Origin of the sequence: Paenarthrobacter sp. UW852 (genome assembly GCF_024608385.1) — a bacterium.
Classification (GTDB): Bacteria; Actinomycetota; Actinomycetes; order Actinomycetales; family Micrococcaceae; genus Arthrobacter.
In genome coordinates this window covers 471,877-497,549 of sequence record NZ_JAMSGY010000001.1, presented here as the reverse complement: position 1 = coordinate 497,549, position 25,673 = coordinate 471,877, and the positions used below count along the sequence as shown (strand labels likewise).

Sequence of the window (25,673 nt, the reverse complement as noted above, 5' to 3'; positions counted from 1 at the left end):
CAGCCTGAATCGAGACTCTCCATGACTGCAACAACGCACGTTTCCGGCACGAAAACACAACCCCTCGCGCCCGGTACCTCCCGCATTGGCTTTATCGGGCTCGGCAACATGGGCTCGGGTATGACCCGCAATCTCCAAGCCGCGGGATTCCAGCTGATCGTTAACGATGTGCGCCGGGAATCCGCTGCCGGGCTCCTCGCCAACGGCGCTGAATGGGCAGACGACGCCGCGGCCGTCGCGGCCGGCTCCGACGTCGTCATCACCATGCTCCCTACGCCCAAGCACGTTGAAGCGGTGGCCATGGGACCCGGCGGTATCCTTGCAGGACTGCCCGACGGCGGCACCTGGGTGGACATGTCCACATCGGTTCCGGAGGTGGCAGACAGGGTCTGCGAAGCGGGTTCGGCCCGCGGCATCCGCGTCCTGGATGCCCCGGTCAGCGGTATGTCCGTGGGTGCCGCCAACGGCATGCTGCAGATTTTCATCGGCGGCGACGCGGCCGACGTCGACCGCCTCAGGCCCGTGTTCGAAGCGATGGGTGATCCTGAACGGATCCTGCACGTGGGTGGCCATGGCGCCGGCTACGCGGTGAAACTCATGATCAACCAGTTGTGGTTCTCGCATCTGGTAGCCACAGCCGAGGTCCTCAGCACTGGAGTGAAAGCCGGTGTGGACCTGGAAGTTCTGCGTCAGGCCCTTATTGCGAGCCCGGCTAATTCCAATTTCGTCCAGAACGATGTCCTGTCCATCCTCAACCACGGCGACTACGACGAAGGTTTCGCAATTGCGTTGGCGTGCAAGGACCTCGGATTGTCTGTGGACCTGGCCCGGTCAGTCGGTGTCCCCATGGAATTGTCCGGTCTGGTAGAGCAGCTCTACCGCAGGGCCAAAGCCCTCTACGGCGACAAAGCCGGCGAGATGACCCCCGTGAAACTTTACGAAGATGCGATTGGCGTGCAACTGCGGACGCCCGCAGCCGCCGCCGGTATCGCAGCAGAAGGAGCTTGATCACCGTGCAGACAAGTATGCAGGTTCATGCCGAGCTGGCCTCGACGGAACTGACGCTCGATCCGAAGCCCACCGCCTACTTTGGCCGGGGGAAGGTGGCCGGGGTTGGTGGGATTGTTGCCGCCCTCGGCGCAAAGTCAGCGCTGATCGTGACAGACCCGTTCCTCGCGACCACCAATGTTGTGGCCGCTGTTCGAACTTCTTTGGAGTCCGCCGGGGTTGCCGTGACGGTCTTCGATGGAGTCACCCCCAACCCCACCACCACATGTGTAGACGAAGGCTCGGACGTGGCGGCTTCCTCCGGAGTTGATGTTCTGGTTCCTGTCGGGGGCGGGTCCTCCATGGACGCTGCCAAGGGAATCTCGCTGGGCGCCGTGAACCCGGCCAGGGGAGCAGGGCTGGACTACAGCAACCACTTCGAGAACCCGGCACTGCCCATTGTCGCCGTACCCACCACCGCGGGCACCGGGGCTGAGGTCAACGCTTTCGGCGTGGTCACGGACGTTGACGCGCACCGTAAGTTCTATGTGGGCCACGAATCGGCCCTTCCCAAGGCGGCCGTGCTGGACCCCGAACTGACCCTTGGACTCCCGCCGAAGGCAACGGCGGCCACTGGCATGGACGCCCTCACTCACGCCATCGAGTCCTACTCTTCCATCCGGCAGAACCCATACTCGGACGGCATAGCCCTTCAAGTGGTCTCAATGGTTGCTGAGTTCCTTCCGCGCGCCGTGGTTGACGGCAGCGACATCGAGGCACGTTCCCAACTTCTCTTGGCATCCCACATTGCAGGTGTTGGCTTCTCCCACACCGGCCTGGGCCTGGTCCACGCCATCGCGCACCCACTGGGCGGCAGGTTCAACATTCCGCACGGCCTGGCGCTGTGTTTGGTGATCGAGGACGTCCTGCGCCTGAACCTCCGCAACAGGCTGGACCGGACGGCCCGGCTGGCCTTCGCCCTGGGTGTCGGCGACACCGCGGCAACTGTCGAACAGAACGCTGATGCCGCGGTTGATGCTGTCGCCACCTTGGCACGGGAAGTGGGCATGACGGCCCGGCTGACCGACTTCGGCGTGACTGAAGCCGACCTGGACTCCCTGGTTGAGGACACCCTGACAGATTCGGTCATCAACAACACCCCGGTGCCGCCCACCGCCGTCGAAATCCGCACGATCCTCGAGAAAGCGCTATAAGTGGAAACCTCCTTCGAATCCGATACCCTGACGGTCGCAGAGCGGGACTTCGTGGCTGGCCTGCCCACTCAGCTTTACCTCGACGGCCAGTGGACAGACGCGTCCGACGGCGGGACGTCCGCTGTTGAAGACCCTTCCACCGGCGCTGTCCTCACCAGGATCGCTGACGCGTCTCCCGCTGATGGCGACCGCGCCCTGGCAGCTGCGGCCCGAGCGCAGGAGTCGTGGGCGGCCACATCTCCTCGCGACCGGGGCGAAATCCTTCGCCGGGCCTTTGAGCTTGTCACTGCCCGCGCCGAGGACTTCGCCTTAACCATGACCTTGGAGATGGGCAAGCCGCTGGCCGAGTCCCGCGGTGAGGTTGCCTACGGTGCGGAGTTCCTGCGGTGGTTTTCCGAGGAAGCCGTCCGTATTTCGGGCCGCTACTCAACCGCACCGGATGGTAAGTCCCGCCTGCTTGTGACCAAGCGTCCCGTGGGTCCGTGCCTGTTCATCACCCCGTGGAACTTTCCCCTGGCCATGGCTACCCGAAAGATTGCTCCAGCCATTGCCGCCGGCTGCACGATGGTTCTTAAACCGGCCAACCTCACCCCGCTCACGGCGTTGTTGTTCACGCAGATACTGGCTGAAGCAGGCCTTCCGGCGGGCGTCCTGAATGTCATTCCCACCACCCGCCCCGGCGAAGTCACGGGTCCGCTGATCCGGGACAACCGCCTGCGCAAGCTCTCCTTCACGGGATCAACCGGTGTGGGGCAGCAGCTCATCGCTGATTCCGCGCACCAAGTTCTGCGGACCTCCATGGAGTTGGGCGGCAATGCGCCGTTCCTGGTCTTCGAGGACGCGGACCTGGACGCAGCGATCGACGGTGCCATGGTGGCCAAGCTTCGGAACATGGGTGAGGCATGCACCGCCGCCAACCGGTTCATAGTCCACGAGTCGCTGGCCCTGGAGTTCAGCCACCGCTTGGCGGAGCGGATGTCTTCTTTGGTGCTGGGGCGAGGTTCCGCTGCAGGGACCAATATCGGACCGCTTATCGATGCCAAGAGCCGGGAAAAGGTAGATGACCTGGTGAGGGACGCCGTTGACGGGGGCGCGAGCGTTCTGACCGGCGGTTCCGTGGCTGACGGGCCTGGCCATTTCTATCCGCCAACGGTCCTGACCAACGTTGCTTCCACGGCCCGGATCCTTCACGAGGAGGTCTTCGGTCCGGTGGCACCCATTGTCAGCTTCAGCACCGAGGACCAGGCGGTCGCGTTGGCCAACGACACAGAGTACGGTTTGGTGGCTTACGCCTATACCCGCGATCTCAACCGGGGTATCCGGCTGTCCGAGCAAGTGGACGTTGGCATGTTCGGGCTCAACACGGGCATCGTTTCCAACCCTGCGGCTCCGTTTGGGGGCGTGAAGCACTCCGGCCTCGGCCGCGAAGGCGGGACCGAAGGCATCGACGAGTTCCTGGAAACCCGGTACATCGGCATCGCGGACCCGGCCTGATGCTTCGTCTGCTGATCACGGGCGGCACCAGCGGAATCGGTGCCGCCCTGGTCAGGGAATCGCTGAGGGCTGGCCACTCGGTGTTTACCACCGGGCGTGACGCCGGCAAGCTTGCAGCCTTTGTGGACTCCTGCGCCGGACTGGGTCGTGTGGGCGGAGTGGTTGCCGATGCCGGCGACTGGGGGCAGACAGCCGATGCGGTGTCGGCGGCCCACGAATTCCTGGGTGGGATTGACGTCGCGGTGGCCAATGCAGGGTTCTCCGCATCCGGGGACCTCGCGGACGGCAATCCGGAGCATTGGAGAGACATGGTGCTCACCAATGTCTACGGCCCGGCAATCCTGGCCAAAGCGGCGATGTCGCATCTCCTGTCGAACCGGGGTCACATGGTGCTGATCGGCAGTACCGCGGGCCGGAAGGTGTATCCGGGAAATTTGTATACCGCAACCAAATGGGCAGTTACCGGTTATGCGGAGTCGCTCCGGCAACAACTCGTGGGGACTGGAGTGCGGGTGCTCCACATAGCGCCGGGCCACGTGGATACGCCGCTCTGGAAGGAGGCGCCGGATGCCTTCATGCAGCCCGAGTCCGTGGCTGCGACCGTGCTGTGGGCACTCACCCAGCCACCCGGCGTCGACGTTTCCGAAGTGATTGTCAGGGCGACTGGTCAGGCGTTCTGAGTCTGAAGGGACGTCCAGCATCCGCGCCCGATCAGGGCTGGTGGCGGGGCAGCACAAGAAGGGCGTCTCCGACGGGACGTTCGCCGGTGGCGTCGGAGGGTGAGTTCGTGACCTGGCTGCCCTGGACCATCGTTGTGGATCCGCCGCCGTCGAGGTTCATGGCGTTGACCATGCCGAGAGACTTGGCCACGTGGGCTTCTTCATTCAAACTCAGGCCGAGGGACGTCGTCTGGCGGCCGTCGGCGGTGACCAGCAGGGTGCGGCCCTGGGCATCGACGCCGGCGAATGTGCGGGGATTGCGTTTGTGGACCCAACCGTAGAAGAAGCTGTTGCTGTCGTTCGTCCGGACCATGCCGTCGCGTTTGGCCGTGACGTCCAGCTGGCCGTTCTGGACCAGGGCCGGCCCGCCGTTGACGACGTCCGTCGACGGGGTGGTCTTCAGGGACTTGCCGTTCTCAGTGAGCAGGTCATTGTCGACTTTCAGCCTTTTGCCCGGGACGGCCACGGCGGCGAGCTTTTCGACGTCGGCGCCGATCGCCTGCACAGTCTGGCCGCCGGCCGGCACAGCGGTGCCACGACTGTGGTTGACGGCGGTGACGGTTCCCTGGGCATCCAGGACGACTTCGAGTCCAGGGCCGGTCGGGGTTGTGGGGCCGAACTCCGGAGTGAAAGAGACGATCTCGTCGGCATCAGTGCACGTGAAGTCATGCAAGGGCAGGTTCGTCGGGTTGTCGTCTGTGCCGCCACAGTTGCGAATCAGCCCGGGGACCCTGTCGATGCCATCCAGGGGGAGTTCGGTCGAACCAGGCGCTGTAACGGCACCGTGCCAGTGCAGCCGTTGGATCGAGGTTCCGTTCTTGTCCAGGACGAGGGAGGGCCGGTCGCCGACGGGTTCGCTGAGGACTTTGCCATTGTGAACTGCGGCTCCGGCCGGGTCGCCGGGAGCGCCCGCTGCCGGGTCCATGGTGAAGAACCCGGCGTTCACCGCGGCCAGGGCGCCGGCGGCGGCGGAGAGCTGGCTTGTCGTCTCCCGGTCCTCGAGGTTCGGCCCGAAAGATGAGGTGAGGTCGCCCTTGAATTCCTTCGGGTCGATCGTGAGCACCTGCAGGTTCCAGGGTCCGTGATCGTCCTCGCTGCTTCCCGCGTCACCGTCCCAGCCTGTGTAGATCACGGAGGATTTGTAACCGGCGGCTTTGATGCGGTCCACGGTGGCGGCACCGTCTGCCTTAGTGCCGAACTGCCCAACACGGACCCTGTATCCAAGGTCTCCGCCGGCGTCGGCCAGCTGGGGTGACTCGACGTGCTCGACTCGGGCGGTTACACCCGCAGCCGTGAGCTTGTCGGCAACTTTCTGGGCCTCTGTTTGTATCGATAGTGCCGAGGTGGGGGCGTCTGGGTCCGGAGAGGTGGAGGGAAGCGCAACCTCAGCGGTCCAGGAGAAGTCGGCGTTCGGAGCGCCGCGGGTGATCACAGTGCGGGTCACGCCTGGGGCCAGAGTGGTGACGGTCCGGGTTTCGGGCTGGTCCTCTGCGCCAAGGTCCAGGTGGTCTGCCAGTGAAGGCGCAGCTGCCTGCTGGTCCGGCGCCTGGGGTGCCGCACTGGAGACGGCGGCCGGGGCCAGGAAGGTGAAGGGGAGGGACACGGCCAAGGCGGTGATAACCGCGCGGCGGTGGCGATGATTGGGGTTGATCATGGTCAACAACGCTAGGACGGCGCCGAGGCGAAGTTGGCACCCACACACCGTGGTTCCTCACGCTTTCGGGCACTGTTCATCGGCCGTTCGCGCGACCGTGTCCAGATATTTTTCCCTCAAGGCGTAACCCCTGCGCCTTACGGCCCTGACGTGTTGCGCACGGGTTGTCGGTAGGAGGTGCCCCGTCTATTGGGCCGCAGCCACGAGTGCCGTGAACACCCGTTCGGGTTCTTCTGCGATGCGGTTCAGGACGTACAACCACCACTGATCGCCAAAGATCGAATATTCCCGCGTGGTGTAGCCGTCCTTGCGCAATTGGTCCAAGGTGGCGGTGCCCAGCCCGAGCAGCATTTCGAATTCCACGTCCGGCCGACTGATCAGGTCCGGGTGCTCTGTTGTGAGTTTCCCGATCAGTGCTGCGTCGTGGGTTGCGATGGACAGCGGGTGTCCAGCCTCCAGGATGCGGCCCGCCAAACGGAGGTATGCGTCCTGTAGCTCGCTGCTCCCACGCGGGTAGGCCCGGTCGGCCGGTTCGAGGAATGCTCCCTTGACCAAGCGGATGACGCCCGGGTGTTCCAGCACTCGTTCCAGGTCGGCTGCACTGCGGTGCAGGCGCGCTTGGATGGTGATCCCCACTGGCAGTTCCTCCGCGATGAGGGCGTCATAGGTGTCCAGGACCAGGTCGGTACGGTCCGAGCCCTCCGCAGAGATCATGAGCGATGTGCCCAACGGCGCGAGGGCTTTGGCCATCGCGCGGACGTTCTCCATTGCTGGATCCTGGCCCAGGAGCAGCCCGACGTGGGAGAGGTCGAAAGAAACGGTGCTTGCAATATTTGCTTCCCGAAGTGCGCTGATCAGCTCCAGGAAGACGGTTGTTTCATGACGGGCCAGGTCGGCATCGCGGACGCTTTCACCGGCGTATTCGATACTGACCCCGTGCCCGCGTGACATCGAGCGCTGAGCTGCCTCCACGGCGTCGGCCACGGTGTCGCCAGCCGAGTACTGGCGCGCGATCCTGGAGGCAACGGGTGCCAGCAGGGGCGAGGTCATCACCTTTTCCTTCAGATCTTCGTCCAGCGCCCAAGCTCGCAGCACATCCGCTGCTGCCTCACGATCACTCCCGTTCATTGCTCTCCCATTCTCTGCGGTTATTCCGTAGTCGGCACTACCGTATTGTGCGCTACGGTATCGTATTGCCTGTCGAAGGGGAAGTGACATGCCGAGAACACGTGACGTCGAGAAACAAAAACGCGCCCTGACAGAGGCCACATGGACGGTGCTGACCCGGACCGGACTGACTGGGCTCACAGCCAGTGCTGTGGCGAAGGAGGCTGGATGCACCACCGGGCTGGTGTTCCATACATTCCCCACGAAGCGTGACCTTCTTGTCCATGCGCGCAAGACACTGACCGAACGCGCCGTTGCCCGGCTTGAAGAGGTAGAGGCCAATGCACCGGACCCTCTCACCGCCCTCCAGGATGTCGTTCGCGCCCTGCCCGCAGGTCGCCGCGGCGCTAGCGACGAAGCGCGGGTCTGGGTCAGTTTCCTCGCTGCGGCCGTTGCCGATGAGGACATTGCGGAACATCACCGGCAGGGCAACCGGATGCTGCTGCGCCGCATTGAAAGGCTGGCTGCGGCAGCACGACCAGACTGGACCCACGACGACGTCACATCCTTTGCGGTGGACGTTTCGGCGTTGAGCGAGGGACTTAACGCAGTGTCGCTGCTTGACACCGAGAGCTATTCCACTGAGCAACAAGAGAGGTCCATCGACCGACTCTTGGAACGCACTAGACTTTGAGCTCAATCAGGCCGGGCAACGGAGGCCGGACAGCTTCCATTGTTGAACACTTCGAAAGGGAACCGCATTTGGCTTCTTCGACCACTATCAGCACGCAACGCAACGGTTCGTTTGCCATCTTCATCGGATTCGTCGTCATTGCAATCCAGTCCTTCCTGACCGGCTCATTTGTCCTTTGGCCGCTGGTTGTTGGCTCGCTTCTCGTGTTCATGGGTTGTTGCCTGAGGATTGAATCTGCCATTCTTCAGTCCCGGACGGAGGCTCCCGCTGCGGATGCGCAGCAGGCCAGAGAGCCCCGGACTTCGTCATCCTCCGAGGTTCCTGTGATGGAATAACAAGGTGGCGCCGGATTGGTCCGCGCCGCTCGGCCGGGGCGTCCTGGCGCGGGACGGGTGCCACGGTCTGCATTGCCGTTCCCGGAGAGGAAGCCCGTAATGACGCACTTGGACGGTGCTGCAGTGGTGCCCCAAAAGCGGCGTCGTTTGGGCCAGCTCGTGGCCAGCGTCGCCGGTGCCCCGGTGAGCATTGGCTGCGTCCTTCTTATCGGGATTTTGGCAGCAGTTTTTGGTGGGTTCGGTGACGGTTCGCGGGTACCCCTGGGCGCGACAGCGCGGTCTTTCCCCGAGCATTGGTGGGTACTGCTGAGTTCGGCTTTCTGGGCTCGCAACCCGACAAGTGCCGTGATCGGAATACTGCTGTTGTTGGGAGTAGGCGTCCCGGTGGAACGCCGCATCGGCAGCCGCCGGTTCGCCGTGGCTGCGGCCGCGGGCCATGTGGTGGGTGTGGCTGCCGCGATGGGGTTCGTGGCCGTGGCGGCTGGCGTGATGGGGGATTGGGTTGGCCAAATTGGTGGAAACGCTTTTGCCGGCCCCAGCGCGTTGGTTTGCGCCGTCCTGATGGCGTCCACCGCATCCATGACGACGCTATGGCGGCGCCGAATACGATTGGGCGTGTTTGCCCTGCTCCTGCTGCTGGCTTTGTACAACGGTGGTTTCGCCGACTTGGTACGGCTCTTCGCCGCTACCGTGGGAGCTCTTGCAGGACCAGTACTCTCCGGACGTAGACCGGTAACGCCGCATCCTGTAAGTTCCCGGCACGAACGCCGGGTGCTGATTGCGCTCCTCGTCGCTGTTACGGCCATCGGGCCGGTCGTAGCCGGGCTGGCGCCCCACGCGGTAGGTCCTTTGTCGGTTCTTCGCTTTCTCTTGACCAACCTCCAACCGGTGGACCCTGAGACATTGCAGACGCTTTGCGCGTACCCCGCCCTGGCCAGGGACTGTGCTGCCGCTGGTTTGCAATTGCGGGCCGGAGCGGGCGGCACTTTCATGGCGGTCCTTCCGTCGTTCCTGCTGCTCTTGCTTGCCGACGGGTTGCGTCGCGGACGCCGGTTCGCTTGGGCGGGAACCCTGCTCATTCAAGCAGCACTTTCCGCCATGGCTGTGGCTACCATCGTTGCGGTTTTGCAGCCCTCAGCTCCGGATACCGCTGCAGCAGAGAGTATGACTGCTGTGGATGCCGGCGGTTATGGCCATCCGTTTGCCCTTGTTCTGCCGTTGTTGCTGCCCCTGCTGCTCGCGGTGCTTCTGCTGACCCGACGGAAACTGTTTACAGTCCGCGCTCCGAGAGGGACCTACCGCCGTCTGGCTGCTTTCGTCGTGGGGTTGGCGGCGGTCCTGGGCTTGACATACATGGCTACGGCGTCGGTCATGGCCCAGGATTTCAATCCGCAGCCTGGGTTGGCCGGGATTCTGGCTGACATCCCTGACCGGTTCCTGCCTCTGGGTTATATGTTCGACCAGACTCCGGCGTTCGTACCACTGAGCCCCGGAGCGGTGGCTGTGTACGAGGGTGTGGGCATCGTTTTCTGGGCCGTGACGGGAGCCGCCCTGCTCCGGACCTTCCTCAGGCCGGCCCACAACCGGCACAGCCTGGACGAAGATCGGGCACGGGCCATCATCAAGACCCAGAGCGGGGGAACGTTGTCGTGGATGACCACCTGGCCGGGGAACAGGTACTGGTTCACTTCGGACGGCCACAGTTTCGTGGCCTATCGGGTGATCGGCGGTGTCGCCCTGACTCTGGGCCCACCGGTCGGCCCCAGGGCGGACCAGGAAAAAACGTTCGACGAATTCTCGGTCCACGCAACCGCGAACGGCTGGAGCCCGTGCTTCTATTCCGTGCCCCAGAATCTGAAAGACCATGCCACCGCCAGAGGTTGGGCGGGTGTCCCTGTCGCGCAGGAAACCATCCTCGACCTGGACCAGGTCACCTTCAAAGGAAAGAAGTTCCAGGACATCCGGACGGCAATGAACAACGCCGCGAAAGCCGGTGTCCAGGCTCAGTGGACTACGTACAAAGCCGCGCCACGAGGCGTTCAAGCACAAATCCAGGAAATCTCCGAAGAGTGGGTCGCGGACAAAAAAATCCCCGAAATGGGTTTCACACTCGGAAGCCTTGATGAGCTCGACGATCCCGAAGTTCGTTGTCTTGTGGCCATTGATAAGGACAAAAGAGTGCACGCAGTGACCTCATGGCTCCCTGTCTACAGTGACGGCGTCGTCGTCGGCTGGACGTTGGATGTGATCCGCAGGCGAAGCACGGCCATGCGCGCCAGCGCCGAGTTCCTCATAGCCTCCGCAGCCGTCACGTTGCGGGACGAAGGATACGCGTTCATCAGCCTGTCAGGAGCCCCGCTGGCGCCACCCCCACCCAGTGACGGCGGGACTGGACCGGGCCCCTCCCCGAACGCCATGGACAGGTTCCTTGAAGGACTCGGATCCACTCTTGAACCCATTTATGGATTCCGCTCATTGCTTGGCTTCAAGTCCAAATTCCAGCCCCGTTACGTTCCGCTGTACATGGTTTATCCCGATCCGGCCGCGTTGCCGACCATCGGCAGCGCCGTTACCCGCGCCTACCTGCCGGAGGTGGGCTTCGAACAGGGGCTCTCGCTCGCCCGGACCCTCCTGCAGTCGGTAGTTTCCCGGGTGCGACGGTCCCTGCGTTCGCGGCCATGAACAGGAGTGCACAGGAGGAGGTCCGGCGGCTTGATTGTCCCGCGCATTGCCCCGTGGCGATGGCCGTCCCTCTATAGGCTGGGCGGATGACAACTGTGGCCTTCTGGGGCACGATTCTCGGCGTCGTCCTCCTCGCAGCAGTGACGTGGGGAGTCCTTGGCGGGTACGGAGTGCCCCATCGGTGGGCTCCGGCGATGGCAATCCTGCGAGGGGCAGTCCAGCTCGCGGCCATCAGTGTCATTCTCAGCGGTGTGATCACCAACTCCACGTTCGTTGCTTTGGCGCTGTTGGTCATGTTCAGCGTCGCGGGGATAACTGCTGCCCGGCGTCTTGGCTGGAACTGGCGAAACCTTCGTCGTGTTGGGGCCTCCATGAGTTTGGGGATCGGGGTCAGCATGGGCATCATTTTCGCCTCTGGTGCGATTGAGTTGACCCCTCGCTATGCGCTGGCCATCGGTGGGATCATCATCGGCAATTCAATGACCACGGCGGTCTTGGCCGGTCGCCGATTCACCGGGGCGGTCAATGACCACTGGGAGGAAGTTGAGGGGTGGCTGGCGTTGGGTGCGACTCCCCGTCAAGCCACGTTGGACTTGGCCCGCAGCGCCGTATATTCCGCTTTGATTCCTTCGATTGACCAGACCAAGACAACGGGTTTGGTGACTCTGCCGGGTGCTTTTGTCGGTGCCATATTCGGCGGTGTCTCGCCGCTGGAAGCAGGACGGTTCCAGATTGTGGTCCTGGCGGGGATCATGGCCACCGGCGCAATCACCGCAGTCTCGGTCGTCGCTTCCCGTGCGAACGTCCGTACACGTCCTGCTCCATTGGATCGATGAACAGATTGGGGAATGGTCTTACCAACTCTCATTGCTAAGACCGCTCTCACGCAGTTATTCTTCGACTGTGGAGCCGGCTCAGGAGGGTCTTTCCATCTGCCGCCTACCTGGCCCGGCGCTTCACGCGGCTAACTGCCGCCGTCAGGGTTTCACCCGTTCTGAACGCATGGTCTCCGCCCGATGGGTGATGCGTTTCCTTGCGAACCGTCAGGAGAGCAACGTGTGACCAACCATGCTACGCATCTTTTCCTCCCGGGCGCTCGTTCTGCTGGCGAGCCTCTCCCTTGCCGTCGCAGGCTCCGTCTTGGGTCTGCTCCCCGCTGCCGGCTCCGCAGCGGCAGCCGTTCCGCTGGCAACTGACCGGATTGTCAGCACGCACCAGAGCACACCTTCGACGCGGATCGTGTCGCCCGCCTTCACCACAAGCCAGCCGAATGAACTCCTCGTTGCATTCCTGATGTCCGATGGGCCGAAAACCACTGGGGGAGAGTCCTTCGTCTCCGTCGCCGGTGGCGGCCTCTCCTGGCGGCTACGCAAACGCACAAACACCCAGTGGGGCACGGCTGAGATCTGGCAAGCCGTCGCACCGAACCTGCTGACGAACGCAACGGTCACCGCCACCAACGCAGGCGCGTTCCAGTCCTCAATGACGGTGGTCACCTTCGCCGGCGCCGATGTGGCGACCGACGGCGCCGTCGGAACAGGGAATGCCACCACAGGGGCTCCAAACGCTTCCCTGACCACAACCCGCGCGGGCTCGTGGGTGTGGGGAGTGGGAAACGACTGGGACAAAGCCGTGGCCCGCACTGTCGGCGCCGGCCAGACCAAGGTCGATGAGTACCTCTCAAACCAAGGCGATTCCTTCTGGGTCCAGCGCCAAACCGCTGTGACGGCCCAAGCGCCCCCTACCGTCGTGGCAATCAATGACACGGCACCGACGACTGACCGGTGGAACCTCTCCGTCATCGAAATTCTTCCGGCCGCGCCAGCAACAGGGGACACCACTCCGCCCGTGATTTCGGGTGTGTCAGCCGGCACACCCAGTACGAGTGGCGCAACCATCACCTGGACTACGGACGAGGCTTCCAGCACGCAGGTGGAATACGGCACGACTGCGGCTTACGGCCAAAACACAGTTCAGGATCCCACGCTTCAGACCACCCACTCGGCGGCATTGTCCGGGCTGTCGGCGGGCACCCTCTACCACTACAGGGTGAAATCCGCGGACGCTGCGGGCAACCTCGCCGTCTCGGGCGATGCGGCCTTCACCACGGCCGGCTCCGGCACGGACCCATCCGTGGTTGGCTCGTGGGGACCTGTCGTGGCTTGGCCTGAGGTGTCCATCCACGCAGCGCTGACGCCCACGGGCAAGGTCCTTACCTGGCAGGGCGACTTCTCCCAAGGCGGCCAGCAATACCTCCTCGATCCCGTGACAGGTAACTACACCCAGGTGCCCAGCGCAGCAGTTGACCTCTTCTGCGCAGGGCAGGCGGTCCTGCCCGACGGACGTATCCTCGTCGTCGGTGGGACGGCGACAAGCGGCGGGCTGGGGATCCGCGATGTCACGGCGTTCGACCCCACCACGGAAACCTGGCAAAGCCTGGCTCCCATGAACCACCCACGGTGGTATCCGACGGCGACGACGTTGGCTGACGGCCGGGTCCTTGTGACCTCGGGTGCGAACACGAACTCGACAGACATCGTGACCATCCCGGAGGTCTATTCACCCACCACGAACTCCTGGACCGACCTGCCGGGCGCGAACCGGAATATTCCGTACTACCCCTTCATCTATCAGTTGCCCGACGGCCGCATCTTCCAGGCCGGAGCCTCCGAACAAGCTACATCGAGCCTTGCCCTCAACATCTCCACGCAGCAATGGACCACCGTAGACGCCCGCGTCCTGGACGCCGCTTCGATCGCGAACTACGCGCCGGGCAAGTTCATCAAGGCCGGATCTGCCGCAGACGGTGGATTCACGGGCCAGTCCAGCAATACCGCCTACACCTTGGACATGAACGCGCAAAGCCCAGCCTGGCAGGCGACAGCGTCGATGGCGTTCCCGCGCAGCTTCGTGAATTTGACGAACCTGCCCGATGGCACTGTCCTTGCGACAGGAGGGGGGACCGACAAATCGGGCCAGGACATCAGCAAAGCCGTGATGCCGGCTGAGATCTGGCAACCGACCGCCGGAACGTGGAGCACCGTGGCACCGATGTCGGTTCCCCGGCTCTACCACTCGGTTGCCGTCCTGCTTCCGGACGGCAGGGTGTTCGTATCCGGCAGCGGCGGCGATACAGGCGTTGCGGACCAGAAGAGCTACCAGATCTACTCGCCGCCATACCTTTTCAAAGGTCCGCGGCCGGGCATATCCAGCGTACCTGGCAGTGCCCAGTACAGTTCGACGGCGTTCATCGGCACCCCCGATGGGGCGCGGATCCAATCAGTGTCACTGATCAAGACGGGATCCGTGACCCATGCCTTCGACCAGAACGCGGTAGCCATGAACCTGGGCTTCTCGCAGGCCGCCGGTGGCCTCAACGTCCAAATGCCGGCCAACGGCAACTACGCCCCTCCGGGGTATTACCTGCTCTCGATCGTTGACGGCAATGGCGTTCCGTCCACGGCCGGAATGATCCGATTGTCAGCGCCGAGCCAGGACACCACCCCTCCTACGGCTCCGACGAACCTGTCTGCGTCAGCGTCTGCGGGACAGATCGCCTTGACGTGGACGGCCGGCACGGACAACGTAGGGGTCACCTCGTACCGGGTTTCGCGCGACGGAACATTAGTCGGGAGCCCGGCGTCCACCAGTTACAGCGACACTTCGGTGCTCGCCGGGACGACGTACACCTATACGGTTGCCGCCGTCGACGCGGCAGGCAACGTCAGTCCGCCGTCGAACACTGCAACGGCGCAGGCCGTTGCTGCGGGCAGTGGAATCACGGTCGACAAAATCGTCTCCGTCCACCAAGGAACCAGTACGTCGACGATCAGCGCCCCGGGTGTGACAACCACGGGCTCCAATGAACTCCTCCTTGCCTTCATCAGTTCGGATGGTCCGAACTCCGCGAATTCGGCAAGCATCAGTGCCGTCTCCGGCGGAGGGCTCAGTTGGACGCTCCGACAAAGGTCCAATACACAGCCAGGGACCGCGGAAATCTGGCAGGCCGTCGCCCCCGGACCGCTCTCGAATGCGACCGTCACCGCCACGCAGGCCTCGGGAAGCTGGCAGGCCGCCATGTCGGTTGTCGCCTTCCGGGGAGCCGATATCACGACGGGCGCAACACTGGGCGCAAACGCCGCCTCGGGCGCGCCAACTGCCACCCTCACCACCACGAGGGCCGGCTCCTGGGTCTGGGGCGTCGGTACGGACTGGTCGAACCCGATAGCCCGCACGGCAGGGTCCAATCAGACCCTCGTCGACCAGTACCTGGCGCCAGCGGGCGACACCTACTGGGTTCAGCGCCAGAACTCCGCCACCCCAACCAACGGCACGGCTGTGACGATCAACGACACCTCACCGACAACGGACCGCTGGAACCTCGCAGTCATTGAGATTCGTGCCGCACCATAACCGCCGGACTGCGGTGCCCGATCACGTGGATTCGGTGCGCTTCAGTGCCGCCCAGGCTTGAAAACCGCCGATGAGGTCTGTCGCCTGGGCCAGCCCCAACCGTTGCAGGTTGTGTGCGGCCAGGCTGGAACTGTAGCCCTCATTGCAGACGACCACGATCCGCCGGGCGGCATCCCCGGCGCCCGGGATACGGTGCGGGCTGGATGGATCGAGTCGCCATTCGAGAACGTTCCGGTCTATGACCACCGCTCCCGGGAGCTCACCGTCGCGGTCCCTTTGATCGACCGGCCGTGTATCAACAACCAGGGCGCCCTCCTCGATCTCCCGCTCGAGATCCCCAGGGTGAACCCGGTCCAATCCAAGGCGGCTCTCAGCGAGTAGCTGGTCAATCGTCAGAGGCCCGGGGACGTCGGTTGGGGCCAAACCCCCCGGGCCCGATGCATGTTCGTCGTCGGGAATATCCCGCTGCGTCATGGTCTTCCTCCAATTGCTGCCGTCCGGTGCGCCTTCCACCATTAAACGAAACACAGCGGAAAAAGGGTTAGCGGCGCCGGGGTGTTGGTCCTGTTGCTGCCGCAGTGGTTTGGGCTATGCTCCAGAAATGGCGCCGAGAAGTTTTCTTCAATGGCCGGTCGTCCGTCAACTGAGTACGGGCGACCTGTTTGGCCGTGGGCCTGCGGTCACATCGGCCAAGACCAAAGCAATAACTGCGCGAACAACCACTGCTGACCGGGTGGTCCAAAGCATCTGCCCGTACTGCGCGGTAGGGTGTGGCCAGCGCGTCTATGTCAAGGAGGAGAAAGTTGTCCAGATCGAGGGCGACCCGGATTCGCCCATCTCCCGCGGCCGTTTGTGCCCCAAGGGTTCCGCCAGTGAACAGCTGGTCAACTCGCCCGGCCGCCAGACCAAAGTACTTTACCGGGCACCCCGGTCCACCGAGTGGGAACACCTGGACCTGGGTACCGCTGTCGAGATGATCGCGGACAGGTTCATCGAGACACGCCGCAGGACATGGCAGCAGAACGACAGTGAGGGCCGACTGCTGCGCCGCACCATGGGAATAGCTTCACTGGGCGGCGCCACCTTGGACAACGAAGAAAACTACCTCATCAAGAAGCTGTTCACGGCTGCGGGGGCGGTGCAGGTCGAGAACCAGGCCCGCATATGACACTCTGCCACGGTTCCCAGTTTGGGAGCCTCATTTGGACGCGGTGGTGCGACGCAATCACTGCAGGACATGGCCAACGCCGACTGCATTGTCATCCAGGGTTCCAACATGGCCGAGTGTCATCCCGTGGGTTATCAGTGGGTAGCGGAGGCGAAGGCCCGGGGAGCCAAAGTTATCCACGTTGACCCGCGGTTCACGCGGACCTCGGCGGTCTCCGATAAGCACATTCCCATCCGGGCAGGCTCTGATGTTGTGCTCTTGGGTGCCCTGATCAACTACGTCATCTCCAACGACCTTTGGTTTAAGGAGTACGTGGGCGCATACACCAATGCGGCAACACTGGTGCATGACGATTACCGTGATGCCGAAGACCTCGGCGGGTTGTTCTCCGGCTTCGATGCCGGGAAGGGCGCCTACGATACCTCGTCGTGGGGGTATGCCGAACGGGGGGAGGGAGCCATTGACGAACCCGGTCCCGGTTCCGAACACGGCGCCGACGCGACCGCCCGGGCCGCCGGTCACAGCTATGGCAGCGGCGGCCCTCCCTTGGAGCATGCAGAGGTACAGCGCGACGACAGCCTGCAGGATCCCCGGACTGTCTTCCAGATTGTGAAGCGGCATTATGCCCGCTACACCGCGGAGATGGTGCAGGACATGTGCGGCATCAGCGTGGCGGACTTCGAGTATCTGGCGCGCGCCATCACGGAAAATTCGGGACGCGACCGGACCACGTGTTTCGCCTACGCCGTGGGTTGGACCCAGCACTCCTTGGGCGCACAGTTCATCCGGGCCGCCGCCATCCTGCAACTCCTGCTTGGAAATATGGGGCGCCCGGGCGGCGGGATCATGGCCTTGCGGGGCCATGCCAGCATCCAGGGCTCCACGGACATTCCCACCCTGTTCAACCTGCTTCCCGGGTATCTGCCGATGCCCAGCGCGGGTCGCCACGACAGCCTTGACGAGTATCTGGCAACGATTGGGTCCAAACAACAGAAGGGCTACTGGGCGAACGCCGATGCATACACCATCAGCCTGCTCAAAGCGTGGTGGGGCGAGGCAGCGAACGCGGATAATGACTGGGCCTATGACTATCTTCCCCGGCTGACGGGAGCACACGGCACCTACGAAACAGTCATGGGCATGCTGGACGACGAGGTGGAAGGCTACTTCCTTCTCGGACAAAATCCCGCAGTAGGTTCGGCCCATGGCCGAATGCAACGCCTGGCAATGGCCCACTTGAAGTGGATGGTGGTGCGCGACCTGAACCTTATCGAGTCGGCGACCTGGTGGAAGGACGGTCCGGAGATCGAATCGGGGGAGTTGCGCACCGAGGACATCGAAACGGAGGTGTTCTTCCTTCCGGCCGCAACGCATGTGGAGAAGGCGGGGTCTTTTACGCAGACCCAGAGGCTGCTCCAGTGGCGTCACAAGGCTGTGGCGCCGCCTGGTGAATGCCAGAGCGAGCTGCAGTTCTTCTTTGAACTCGGCCAACGGATCCGGGAAAAGCTCGCCGATTCCGACGACGAACGGGACCGGCCGCTGCTGGACCTGACGTGGGACTATCCCACGGACAAACACGGTGATCCGGACCCCGAAGCGGTACTTGCGGAGATTAACGGCCGTCACCTTGATGGCCCCGACGCGGGCGCACCACTCTCCGCCTACACCGAACTTCGTGCCGACGGTTCCACGGCGGCAGGCTGCTGGATCTACACCGGTGTCTATGCCGACGGCGTCAACCACGCCGCCAACCGCAAACCGGGCCAGGAACAAGGCCCGGCCGCCCCGGAATGGGGCTGGGCATGGCCGGCCAACCGCAGGATCCTCTATAACCGGGCATCTGCGGACCCCGCTGGTAAACCGTGGAGCGAGCGCAAAAAATACATCTGGTGGGATCAGGACCAGGGCAAATGGATCGGAGACGATGTGCCCGACTTCCCGGTTGACCGTGCGCCAGGGAGCCATCCCGACCCCTCCGTCGGCGGCCCTGAGGCACTGAGCGGAGACGATCCCTTCATCATGCAGGCCGACGGCAAGGGCTGGCTTTTCGCCCCCAAAGGACTCTTGGACGGGCCCCTGCCTACCCACTACGAGGCACAGGAATCGCCGGTGGCCAACGCGCTCTACTCGCAGCAGCAAAGCCCCGCCCGGTTGGTGTTCCCCCGCGCGGACAACCCGAGTGCGCCGAGCGCCGGGACCAAGGGCGCCGACATCTACCCTTACGTGTTCACGACATACCGCCTCACTGAGCACCACACGGCAGGCGGGATGAGCCGGTGGCTGCCCTACCTGTCCGAACTGCAACCGGAGATGTTCTGCGAGGTCTCGCCTGAACTTGCGGCTGAACGGGGACTGGAACCTTACGGCTGGGCCACGATCATTTCGCCGCGCTCCGCCATCGAGGCGAAGGTGCTGGTTACCGATCGGATGGTGCCCCTCAAGGTCGGTGGCCACACGGTGCATCAGATCGGGCTGCCCTACCACTGGGGCGTCGGAAACAACGCCGTCGTCAGCGGTGATGCGGCCAATGATCTGCTGGGCGTAACCCTGGATCCGAATGTCCAGATCCAGGAATCAAAGGTTGCCTCGTGCGACATCCGCCCCGGGCGCCGGCCCCGCGGCGAGGAACTCCTCGCCCTGGTTGCCGAATACCGGGAGCGGGCAGGAGTGACCATGGAGACCGGCAACGCCGCCGTGACAAACCCGTCGGCCGAAGGCGTCGACCCGACATTGGAGGACTAGATGGGCCAGTTGTCCGGACCGACCGACCCCACCACCGATGCCCATTGGGAGCACAACCATCCACGCAAGGGGTTCTTCACCGACACCTCCATTTGTATCGGTTGCAAGGCCTGCGAAGTCGCCTGCAAGGAGTGGAACCACAACCCGCAGGACGGGAACCTGGAACTCCTCGGGTCCTCTTACGACAACACCGGATCACTGGGTGCCAGCACATGGCGACATGTCGCCTTCATCGAGCAGGGCCAGGAACGCATCACCCAAGCAAGAGAGTCCGGCCGCGCCCTGGTCAACCTGGGCATGCCGCGCATCGGTCCTCCCGCCCCGGCTGCGCCGGATTCCAGTGATCCCGCTGAAGCGGACACCACACCGCCTGACACTGCTGACTTCCGGTGGCTGATGTCTTCGGATGTCTGCAAGCACTGCACGCACGCCGGTTGCCTTGACGTCTGCCCCACCGGAGCCCTGTTCCGCACCGAGTTCGGGACCGTGGTGGTACAGGACGACGTCTGCAACGGCTGCGGAACCTGCGTGGCCGGCTGCCCGTTCGGGGTTATCGAGCGCCGCAGCAACGGTACGGTCAAAGTGGCAACCAGCAGGGAAGACCAGCACGACGAACATCCCGCGGTTCCCAATGCAGGCATCGCCCAGAAATGCACGCTGTGCTACGACCGGCTGGTGGATGACCAGACACCCGCCTGCGCCAAAGCCTGCCCGACGACGTCCATCAAGTTTGGTGACCACGACGCCATGGTGGAGACCGCCAAGGAACGCGTGGCCGACCTCCACGCCAAGGGCCTAACGGAAGCCAGGCTGTACGGTGCCAACGAAAACGACGGCGTCGGCGGAACCGGATCGGTCTTCCTCTTGCTGGACGAACCTGAAGTTTATGGACTTCCGCCGGATCCCCGCGTGCCGACTGCAGATCTGCCCACGATGTATCGCCGGGCCGGGCTTGCGGTCGCTGGTATGGCCGCGGCGGCTGCCCTGGCTTTCCTTGGAGGACGCGCGTGACCCTGTCTGAGTTCGACAACCTCCGCCCCTCCGGGCCTGCCCGACGCCGAGGGGCGGACGGCAAACCCGGCACCCGCCGTCGTCGGGAGAACGGTGACGGCTCCCGGGAAATGCCCATGGTTCCGGAAGCTGAATTCACCTCCTACTATGGCCGTCCAGTGGTCAAACCGGCGCCGTGGGGCGAGGACGTCGCTCTTTACTTGTTCCTTGGTGGCGTCGCAGGGGGTTCGGCCCTCCTTGGCCTGGGTGGACAGCTCACCGGGCGGCCGATTCTGCGCCGCAATGCCCGGCTGGGTGCCTTGGCAGCACTGAGCCTGGGTGCCGGCGCGTTGGTGAAGGACCTCGGCAGGCCCGAGCGTTTCCTTAATATGCTGCGTACCTTCAAGGTAACTTCGCCGATGAGCGTGGGTTCGTGGATCCTGAGCGCTTTCGGTGCGGGGACCGCCGTCGTGGCGGCCGCCGAGATTGATCGGATGACTGGCTGCCGGATCCCCCTGGGTCCGTTGCGGAAGGCACTACAGGCTGTTGAGGGGCCCGCAGGGTTTGAGGCGGCGGTGTTCGCGGGTCCGCTTGCGGCGTACACGGCTGTCCTGCTGGGGGACACCGCGACCCCGACGTGGAACGCTGCGCACGAGGAATTGCCGTTTGTTTTCGTGAGTTCTGCCTGTCTGGCATCGGCGGGGCTGGCCATGGTCACCACACCGGTCCACGAGGCCGGTCCTGCCCGGAAGCTCGCAGTGCTGGGCGTCCTGGGCGATCTGGCAGCAATGAAGGTGATGGAACACCGGATGGATCCTGTGGCCGCGGAGCCGCTGCACCTGGGCAAGGCCGGGACCATGCTCACATGGAGCGAGCGGCTGGCACTCGGTGGTGGCCTGGGAGCCTTACTGGCCGGCCGCAACCGTGCGGTTGCCGCGGCGTCGGGGCTTGCGTTGCTTGCCGCCTCAGCGCTCACACGGTTCGGGGTGTTCGAGGCAGGTCTGGCCTCGGCCCGGGATCCGCGCTACACGATTGAGCCGCAGAAGAACCGACTGGCGGCGCGCCGTGCTGCCGGCGTGACCGATGACGCGATCACCACAGCCAGGTAGTGCTTCCCCGGCACGTTAGCGGATCTCGACGCCCCGACCCGCCGTGGTGTGGCCAATCACCGGGTACCCGGGCAATTCGCCGATTACCAACAGTCCGCCGGAGGTTTGGGCGTCGGCCAGAAGCAGGAGATCGTCTTCAGTGACGGTTCCCGCCGAACCTAGATGTGGCCGCACCCATTCGAGGTTGCGACGGGTTCCGCCGGACACAAAACCGTCCCGCAGGGCTTCCAGCGAACCATCGAGCAGGGGCACCGCCTTGACGTCGATCACCGCCCCAATGCCCGAGGCCCGGACCATCTTGTGCAGGTGGCCCAGCAAGCCAAAACCGGTCACGTCCGTTGCCGCGCGAAGGCCTGCCGCCACTGCGGCCTCGGACGCTTCACGGTTAAGGGCCGCCATCATCTCCACAGCTTCAGGGAACACCTCGCCAGTCTTCTTATGACGGTTGTTGAGAAGTCCGACGCCGAGCGGCTTGGTCAGCGTGATGGGCAGCCCGGGCCGGGCGGCATCGTTGCGGAGCAGCTGCTCGGGATGGGCGACGCCGGTCACGGCCATGCCGTACTTCGGCTCCGGATCGTCGATTGAGTGTCCGCCCAGGACGGGACACCCTGCCTGGGATGCGACACTCAGGCCTCCGCGGAGGACTTCGGTCATGACTTCGATCGGCAAAACCCCGCGGGGCCAGCCGATCAGGTTGATGGCCGTGATCGGGCGACCTCCCATGGCGTAGATGTCCGAGAGGGCGTTGGCGGCTGCGATCCGGCCCCAGTCAAAAGCGTCGTTGACCACAGGGGTGAAGAAGTCGGCGGTGGAGAGGACTGCAAGGTCCTCGCGCACCAAGACCGCAGCCGCGTCGTCCCCGCTGTCCAAGCCGACCAAAACGTCCGCGCCCGGTTGGCCGATCAGGCCGCGGACAGCATCTTCGAGTTCCCCTGGCGGAATTTTGCATGCGCAACCCCCGCCGTGGGCGTAGTCGGTGAGCCGGAGCCCTCCATCGGTTCCCTGCTCGACGTCGTTTGTTGTGGCCTGGGTCTCATTCACCCGTTCAGCGTACCCTCGTAAGCAACCTGCTATATTGAGGCGCGGTGGCGTCCGGGTCCTGGTGGGCCCCCCGGTCTTCAAAACCGGTGAGGCTGAGTATCTCGGCTTGGCGGGTTCGATTCCCGTCCGCCACCGCCAAAGCACCGCCGTGCAGTTGCCGTGAAGCGAGGAGCCGCTGTGGACCACGTAGATCCCCGCAGAATGATTCCACGTACGAATGACCTGCTTGCGCTGCCGGCCGTCGTCGAAGCCCGCCACCGCTTGAGCGAACACGTCATCCGCCGAATCGTTCGCAACGTCCAGGACCGGGCCCGGCGCGGCGAGCTCCCGCCGTCGGACGTGGAGCCGACCCTGCTGGCCGCCGTCGCTGGACACAAGGTGACCAGCGTTCGCCCCGTCCTGAATGCCACCGGAGTGATCGTCCATACGAACCTCGGGCGCGCGCCCCTTTCCGCTGATGCGGTCGAAGCCGTGGTCACCGCCAGTGGCTATGTCGACGTGGAGCTGGACCTGACGGACGGCAGCCGGTCGCGCCGTGGAGCCGGTGCCAGGAACGCTCTGCTGTCGGCCTGTCCGGCCGCCGAGGATGCACTGGTAGTGAACAACGGAGCGGCGGCGTTGGTACTGGCCACCACGGCGCTCGCCGCCGGCCGCGAAGTGGTGGTCAGTCGTGGGGAATTTGTCGAGATCGGTGCCGGTTTCCGGTTGTCCGACCTGATTGAGTCAACGGGTGCAAGGCTTCGCGAAGTAGGCACCACGAACAGGACCCACCTGCGCGATTATGAGGGTGCCCTCAGCCCGGACACCGGTTGCGTGCTAAAGGTGCACCCGAGCAACTTCCGCGTGGAGGGATTCACCTCGACAGTAGCGCTGGAGGACCTGGGCACGGTGACAAGGGCAAACGCAGTCCCGCTTGTGGCCGACCTCGGCAGCGGGCTGTTGGCCCCCGATTCGCAACTGCCCGATGAACCCGATGTTGCTTCGGCTTTGGCGGCCGGGGCCGACGTCGTCATCGCCAGCGGTGACAAACTTTTGGGCGGCCCCCAGGCAGGATTGCTGCTGGGCCGCAGGGAGATCATTGAACGGTTGGCACGCCATCCGCTGGCGCGCGCCGTTCGTGCGGACAAGCTCGCTCTCGCCGCCCTCGAGGCGACTCTTGCGGGCGGACCACCACCGGTTGTCCAGGCACTGCACGCCGACGTCAAGCAACTGCGGCGCCGAACTGACAAGCTGGCACAATCCCTCGGCGTGCCAGTCGTGGCCCATGACGGCCGGGTGGGGGGTGGCGGCGCTCCCGGAGTTCCCTTGCCGGGATGGGCGCTGCAGCTCCCTGCCGACCTCGCAGTCCTTTTGCGGACCGGAAATCCGGCCGTCCTGCCGCGTGTCCACGACGGTGCCTGCCTTGTTGACCTACGCTGCATTCCCGCTGCCGATGACCACCGGATTCTCGCCGCGGCACGGCAGGCCTTGTCGGTCCGGGCGGGTCAGTCCGCTGGGCAGGGCTGAGAAATGCACGTCATTGCCACCGCTGGCCACGTCGATTCCGGCAAAAGCACCCTGGTCCGCGCCCTCACCGGCATGGAACCGGACCGCTGGGAAGAGGAGCGCCGCCGTGGGCTGACCATCGACCTGGGTTATGCATGGACCACCCTGCCGTCCGGACAGGAAGTGGCATTCGTGGACGTACCCGGCCACGAGCGCTTCCTCGGGAACATGCTCGCGGGAATCGGGCCGGCGCCGGTGGTCTGCTTCGTCGTTGCTGCTGACGAAGGCTGGCAAGCGCAATCCAGCGACCACCGCGATGCAGTTGCTGCCCTCGGCATCCACAACGGGGTCGTGGTCCTCAGCCGCGCGGACAGGGCATCCGCCGCGCGGATCTCAGAAGTCCTCTCCAAAACCCGTATCGAGTTGGCTGCAACAGGTCTGCAGGATGCGCCCGCAGTAGCAGTTTCCGCCATTGACGGGACTGGCCTGGATGATTTGCGTGCCGCGCTGGACGAAGTCCTGGCGCGGGTGCCTGCTCCTCCAGTGACTGGGCGGGTTCGGTTGTGGGTGGACCGCTCGTTCACCATCACCGGTTCCGGAACAGTGGTGACCGGTACCCTGGCAGCCGGAACAGTGACCCAGGGAGACGTGCTGGACCTGGTCGGCCACGCCGGTTCCCGGCCCGTCGTCGTCCGTGGCTTGCAGAGCCGTGACACGGCCCGCCCGTCCGTGGAGCCGGTCAGCCGGGTGGCGTTGAATCTTCGCGACGTCGCCGCCACGGACATTCGTCGTGGCGACGCACTGCTTACTCCCGACGCCTGGCCCACCACTTCGGTTATCGGCATCCAACGCACCACCGGAGTGGAGTACACAGCGACTCCGGAGCAGCTCACTGTGCACGTCGGCACCGCGTCGGTGCCGGCACGGTTGCGTCCCTTTGGGGCTGACCACGCCCGACTCGTCCTCGACAGGGAACTGCCCCTTGTGCTCGGCGACCGCCTCGTATTGCGGGACCCCGGGAGCCGTTCGGTGCTGGGCGGTGCGCGTATCCTCGATGCAAACCCGCCTGCCCTGCGGCGACGCGGCGATGGCGCCCGCTGGGCTGAGCGCCTCGCAGGCATGGATCCCGCCGGAGACGTGTTGGGTGAGGTGGCAGCCCGCGGAGCTGTCCAGGTGCAGCAGTTGCACAAGCTTGGGCTCGTGGCCGGCCCCGACTCGGAAGCCCCGCAGGGAGTCAAAGTTTTGAATGGCTGGTGGGTGCATGTCCCGGTTTTCGAGGCATGGCAGCGTCGCCTGCGCGCGTCCGTCGAGCTGTTGCAGGAACGCGATCCCCTGGCCCCGGGTCTTTCCATGGGAGCAGCGCGGGACTTGCTCATGCTGCCGGACGGAAGGCTGCTTTCCGATGTCATCCACGGTGCCGCTTTGGAACAGGATGGCGGACACATCCACCTGCCCGGCAGCGGGGACAATCTTGGCCCCATCGAGGAGGCCGTCGCCACGCTGGAGGCCAGGATGGGGGCGGACGCATTCCGCGCACCCGAATCCGATGAACTGGCCGCGTTGGGTCTCGGCGCACGCGAACTCGCTGCTGCGGAACGCAAGGGTCGCCTCCTGAGGTTGGGCGACGGTGTCGTGCTGCTCCCGACGGCGCCGGCCCTTGCGATGCGAACGCTTGCCCGCCTTGACCAGCCCTTCACCACGAGCCAGGCACGCCAAGCACTGGACACGACACGCCGGATCGCGGTCCCGCTGCTGGAATATCTGGATTCACGCGGCTGGACAGAGCGCCTGGACGCAGGCCATCGCAAAGTGGTGCGCTGACCCGCTGCTCCCAAGGTA

Annotated in this window: 18 protein-coding genes and 1 tRNA gene; 15 read left to right on the top strand and 4 right to left on the bottom strand. The window is 64.4% G+C overall.

The window, feature by feature from the left end; all coding sequences use genetic code 11:
* Nucleotides 1-21 precede the first annotated feature (21 nt).
* From NEK97_RS02285 to NEK97_RS02270, 4 genes are read left to right on the top strand one after another with little or no spacing between them, the layout of a single operon-like run.
* Entirely contained in the window at nucleotides 22-1,008 is a 987-nt protein-coding gene (locus tag NEK97_RS02285; protein ID WP_257368242.1) for an NAD(P)-dependent oxidoreductase, read from the top strand.
* Between the two features lie 5 nt (nucleotides 1,009-1,013).
* Nucleotides 1,014-2,201 (top strand): iron-containing alcohol dehydrogenase, encoded by a 1,188-nt coding sequence (locus NEK97_RS02280; RefSeq protein ID WP_257368241.1) that lies wholly within the window; start codon nucleotides 1,014-1,016, stop codon nucleotides 2,199-2,201.
* Nucleotides 2,202-3,695, top strand: a complete 1,494-nt coding sequence (locus NEK97_RS02275) for an NAD-dependent succinate-semialdehyde dehydrogenase (RefSeq protein ID WP_257368240.1) — start codon at nucleotides 2,202-2,204, stop codon at nucleotides 3,693-3,695.
* A complete protein-coding gene (locus NEK97_RS02270; protein ID WP_257368239.1) occupies nucleotides 3,695-4,375 on the top strand; it encodes an SDR family oxidoreductase in 681 nt (226 codons plus the stop codon). The genes NEK97_RS02275 and NEK97_RS02270 overlap by 1 nt, the downstream gene beginning before the upstream one ends.
* Before the next feature lie 31 nt (nucleotides 4,376-4,406).
* Here the strand turns inward: NEK97_RS02270 and NEK97_RS02265 are convergent, their stop codons facing one another.
* The gene (locus NEK97_RS02265; protein ID WP_257368238.1) at nucleotides 4,407-6,068 is read right to left on the bottom strand and encodes a phosphodiester glycosidase family protein; all 1,662 of its coding nucleotides are present in this window, start codon (nucleotides 6,066-6,068) and stop codon (nucleotides 4,407-4,409) included.
* A 186-nt stretch (nucleotides 6,069-6,254) separates the two neighbouring features.
* Nucleotides 6,255-7,196 carry a proline dehydrogenase family protein gene (locus NEK97_RS02260; RefSeq protein ID WP_257368237.1) on the bottom strand — a complete coding sequence of 314 codons (942 nt, stop codon included), beginning with the start codon at nucleotides 7,194-7,196 and terminating at the stop codon, nucleotides 6,255-6,257.
* A gap of 88 nt (nucleotides 7,197-7,284) precedes the next feature.
* Here NEK97_RS02260 and NEK97_RS02255 point away from each other — a divergent pair, with 88 nt between their 5' ends.
* The 5 genes from NEK97_RS02255 to NEK97_RS02235 all read left to right on the top strand — a co-directional run bounded on the left by NEK97_RS02255 (nucleotide 7,285) and on the right by NEK97_RS02235 (nucleotide 15,299).
* Nucleotides 7,285-7,869, top strand: a complete 585-nt coding sequence (locus NEK97_RS02255) for a TetR/AcrR family transcriptional regulator (protein ID WP_257368236.1) — start codon at nucleotides 7,285-7,287, stop codon at nucleotides 7,867-7,869.
* Nucleotides 7,870-7,937: 68 nt separating this feature from the next.
* Nucleotides 7,938-8,204, top strand: coding sequence for a hypothetical protein (locus NEK97_RS02250; protein WP_235521945.1), 267 nt, complete (start codon nucleotides 7,938-7,940; stop codon nucleotides 8,202-8,204).
* Between the two features lie 99 nt (nucleotides 8,205-8,303).
* Nucleotides 8,304-10,886, top strand: a complete 2,583-nt coding sequence (locus NEK97_RS02245) for a bifunctional lysylphosphatidylglycerol flippase/synthetase MprF (protein WP_257368235.1) — start codon at nucleotides 8,304-8,306, stop codon at nucleotides 10,884-10,886.
* 86 nt (nucleotides 10,887-10,972) lie between these two features.
* Nucleotides 10,973-11,722 carry an ABC transporter permease gene (locus tag NEK97_RS02240; RefSeq protein WP_257368234.1) on the top strand — a complete coding sequence of 250 codons (750 nt, stop codon included), beginning with the start codon at nucleotides 10,973-10,975 and terminating at the stop codon, nucleotides 11,720-11,722.
* Between the two features lie 232 nt (nucleotides 11,723-11,954).
* A complete protein-coding gene (locus NEK97_RS02235) occupies nucleotides 11,955-15,299 on the top strand; it encodes a galactose oxidase-like domain-containing protein (protein WP_257368233.1) in 3,345 nt (1,114 codons plus the stop codon).
* A 21-nt stretch (nucleotides 15,300-15,320) separates the two neighbouring features.
* On the opposite strand, the gene NEK97_RS02230 is transcribed toward NEK97_RS02235, so the two are convergent.
* Nucleotides 15,321-15,773, bottom strand: coding sequence for a rhodanese-like domain-containing protein (locus tag NEK97_RS02230; protein ID WP_257368232.1), 453 nt, complete (start codon nucleotides 15,771-15,773; stop codon nucleotides 15,321-15,323).
* A gap of 127 nt (nucleotides 15,774-15,900) precedes the next feature.
* On the opposite strand from NEK97_RS02230, the gene fdh reads away from it, so the two are divergent.
* From fdh to nrfD, 3 genes are read left to right on the top strand one after another with little or no spacing between them, the layout of a single operon-like run.
* A complete protein-coding gene (gene fdh, locus NEK97_RS02225) occupies nucleotides 15,901-19,209 on the top strand; it encodes a formate dehydrogenase (protein ID WP_257368231.1) in 3,309 nt (1,102 codons plus the stop codon).
* Complete coding sequence (locus NEK97_RS02220) at nucleotides 19,210-20,220, top strand: 4Fe-4S dicluster domain-containing protein (protein ID WP_257368230.1); 1,011 nt, start codon at nucleotides 19,210-19,212, stop codon at nucleotides 20,218-20,220.
* Entirely contained in the window at nucleotides 20,217-21,308 is a 1,092-nt protein-coding gene (gene nrfD / locus NEK97_RS02215) for an NrfD/PsrC family molybdoenzyme membrane anchor subunit (protein ID WP_257368229.1), read from the top strand. The genes NEK97_RS02220 and nrfD overlap by 4 nt, the downstream gene beginning before the upstream one ends.
* 15 nt (nucleotides 21,309-21,323) lie before the next feature.
* Here the strand turns inward: nrfD and selD are convergent, their stop codons facing one another.
* Nucleotides 21,324-22,349 (bottom strand): selenide, water dikinase SelD, encoded by a 1,026-nt coding sequence (selD, locus tag NEK97_RS02210; RefSeq protein ID WP_257368228.1) that lies wholly within the window; start codon nucleotides 22,347-22,349, stop codon nucleotides 21,324-21,326.
* 43 nt (nucleotides 22,350-22,392) lie between these two features.
* Between selD and NEK97_RS02205 the strand changes: the two genes are divergently transcribed.
* The 3 genes from NEK97_RS02205 to selB all read left to right on the top strand — a co-directional run bounded on the left by NEK97_RS02205 (nucleotide 22,393) and on the right by selB (nucleotide 25,655).
* Nucleotides 22,393-22,487 (top strand) — tRNA-Sec (locus NEK97_RS02205).
* Between the two features lie 39 nt (nucleotides 22,488-22,526).
* Nucleotides 22,527-23,855, top strand: a complete 1,329-nt coding sequence (gene selA, locus NEK97_RS02200) for an L-seryl-tRNA(Sec) selenium transferase (RefSeq protein WP_257368227.1) — start codon at nucleotides 22,527-22,529, stop codon at nucleotides 23,853-23,855.
* Between the two features lie 3 nt (nucleotides 23,856-23,858).
* Nucleotides 23,859-25,655 (top strand): selenocysteine-specific translation elongation factor, encoded by a 1,797-nt coding sequence (gene selB / locus NEK97_RS02195; RefSeq protein WP_257368226.1) that lies wholly within the window; start codon nucleotides 23,859-23,861, stop codon nucleotides 25,653-25,655.
* The last annotated feature ends 18 nt before the right edge of the window (nucleotides 25,656-25,673 follow it).

Bases quoted from the DNA above. Each gene is read 5' to 3' on its own strand.
- NEK97_RS02285 (WP_257368242.1), top strand. From the start codon at position 22: ATGACTGCAACAACGCACGTTTCCGGCACGAAAACACAACCCCTCGCG.
- NEK97_RS02270 (WP_257368239.1), top strand. From the start codon at position 3,695: ATGCTTCGTCTGCTGATCACGGGCGGCACCAGCGGAATCGGTGCCGCC.
- NEK97_RS02265 (WP_257368238.1), bottom strand. From the start codon at position 6,068: ATGATCAACCCCAATCATCGCCACCGCCGCGCGGTTATCACCGCCTTG.
- NEK97_RS02260 (WP_257368237.1), bottom strand. From the start codon at position 7,196: ATGAACGGGAGTGATCGTGAGGCAGCAGCGGATGTGCTGCGAGCTTGG.
- NEK97_RS02255 (WP_257368236.1), top strand. From the start codon at position 7,285: ATGCCGAGAACACGTGACGTCGAGAAACAAAAACGCGCCCTGACAGAG.
- NEK97_RS02245 (WP_257368235.1), top strand. From the start codon at position 8,304: ATGACGCACTTGGACGGTGCTGCAGTGGTGCCCCAAAAGCGGCGTCGT.
- NEK97_RS02240 (WP_257368234.1), top strand. From the start codon at position 10,973: ATGACAACTGTGGCCTTCTGGGGCACGATTCTCGGCGTCGTCCTCCTC.
- NEK97_RS02235 (WP_257368233.1), top strand. From the start codon at position 11,955: ATGCTACGCATCTTTTCCTCCCGGGCGCTCGTTCTGCTGGCGAGCCTC.
- NEK97_RS02230 (WP_257368232.1), bottom strand. From the start codon at position 15,773: ATGACGCAGCGGGATATTCCCGACGACGAACATGCATCGGGCCCGGGG.
- NEK97_RS02220 (WP_257368230.1), top strand. From the start codon at position 19,210: ATGGGCCAGTTGTCCGGACCGACCGACCCCACCACCGATGCCCATTGG.
- selB (WP_257368226.1), top strand. From the start codon at position 23,859: ATGCACGTCATTGCCACCGCTGGCCACGTCGATTCCGGCAAAAGCACC.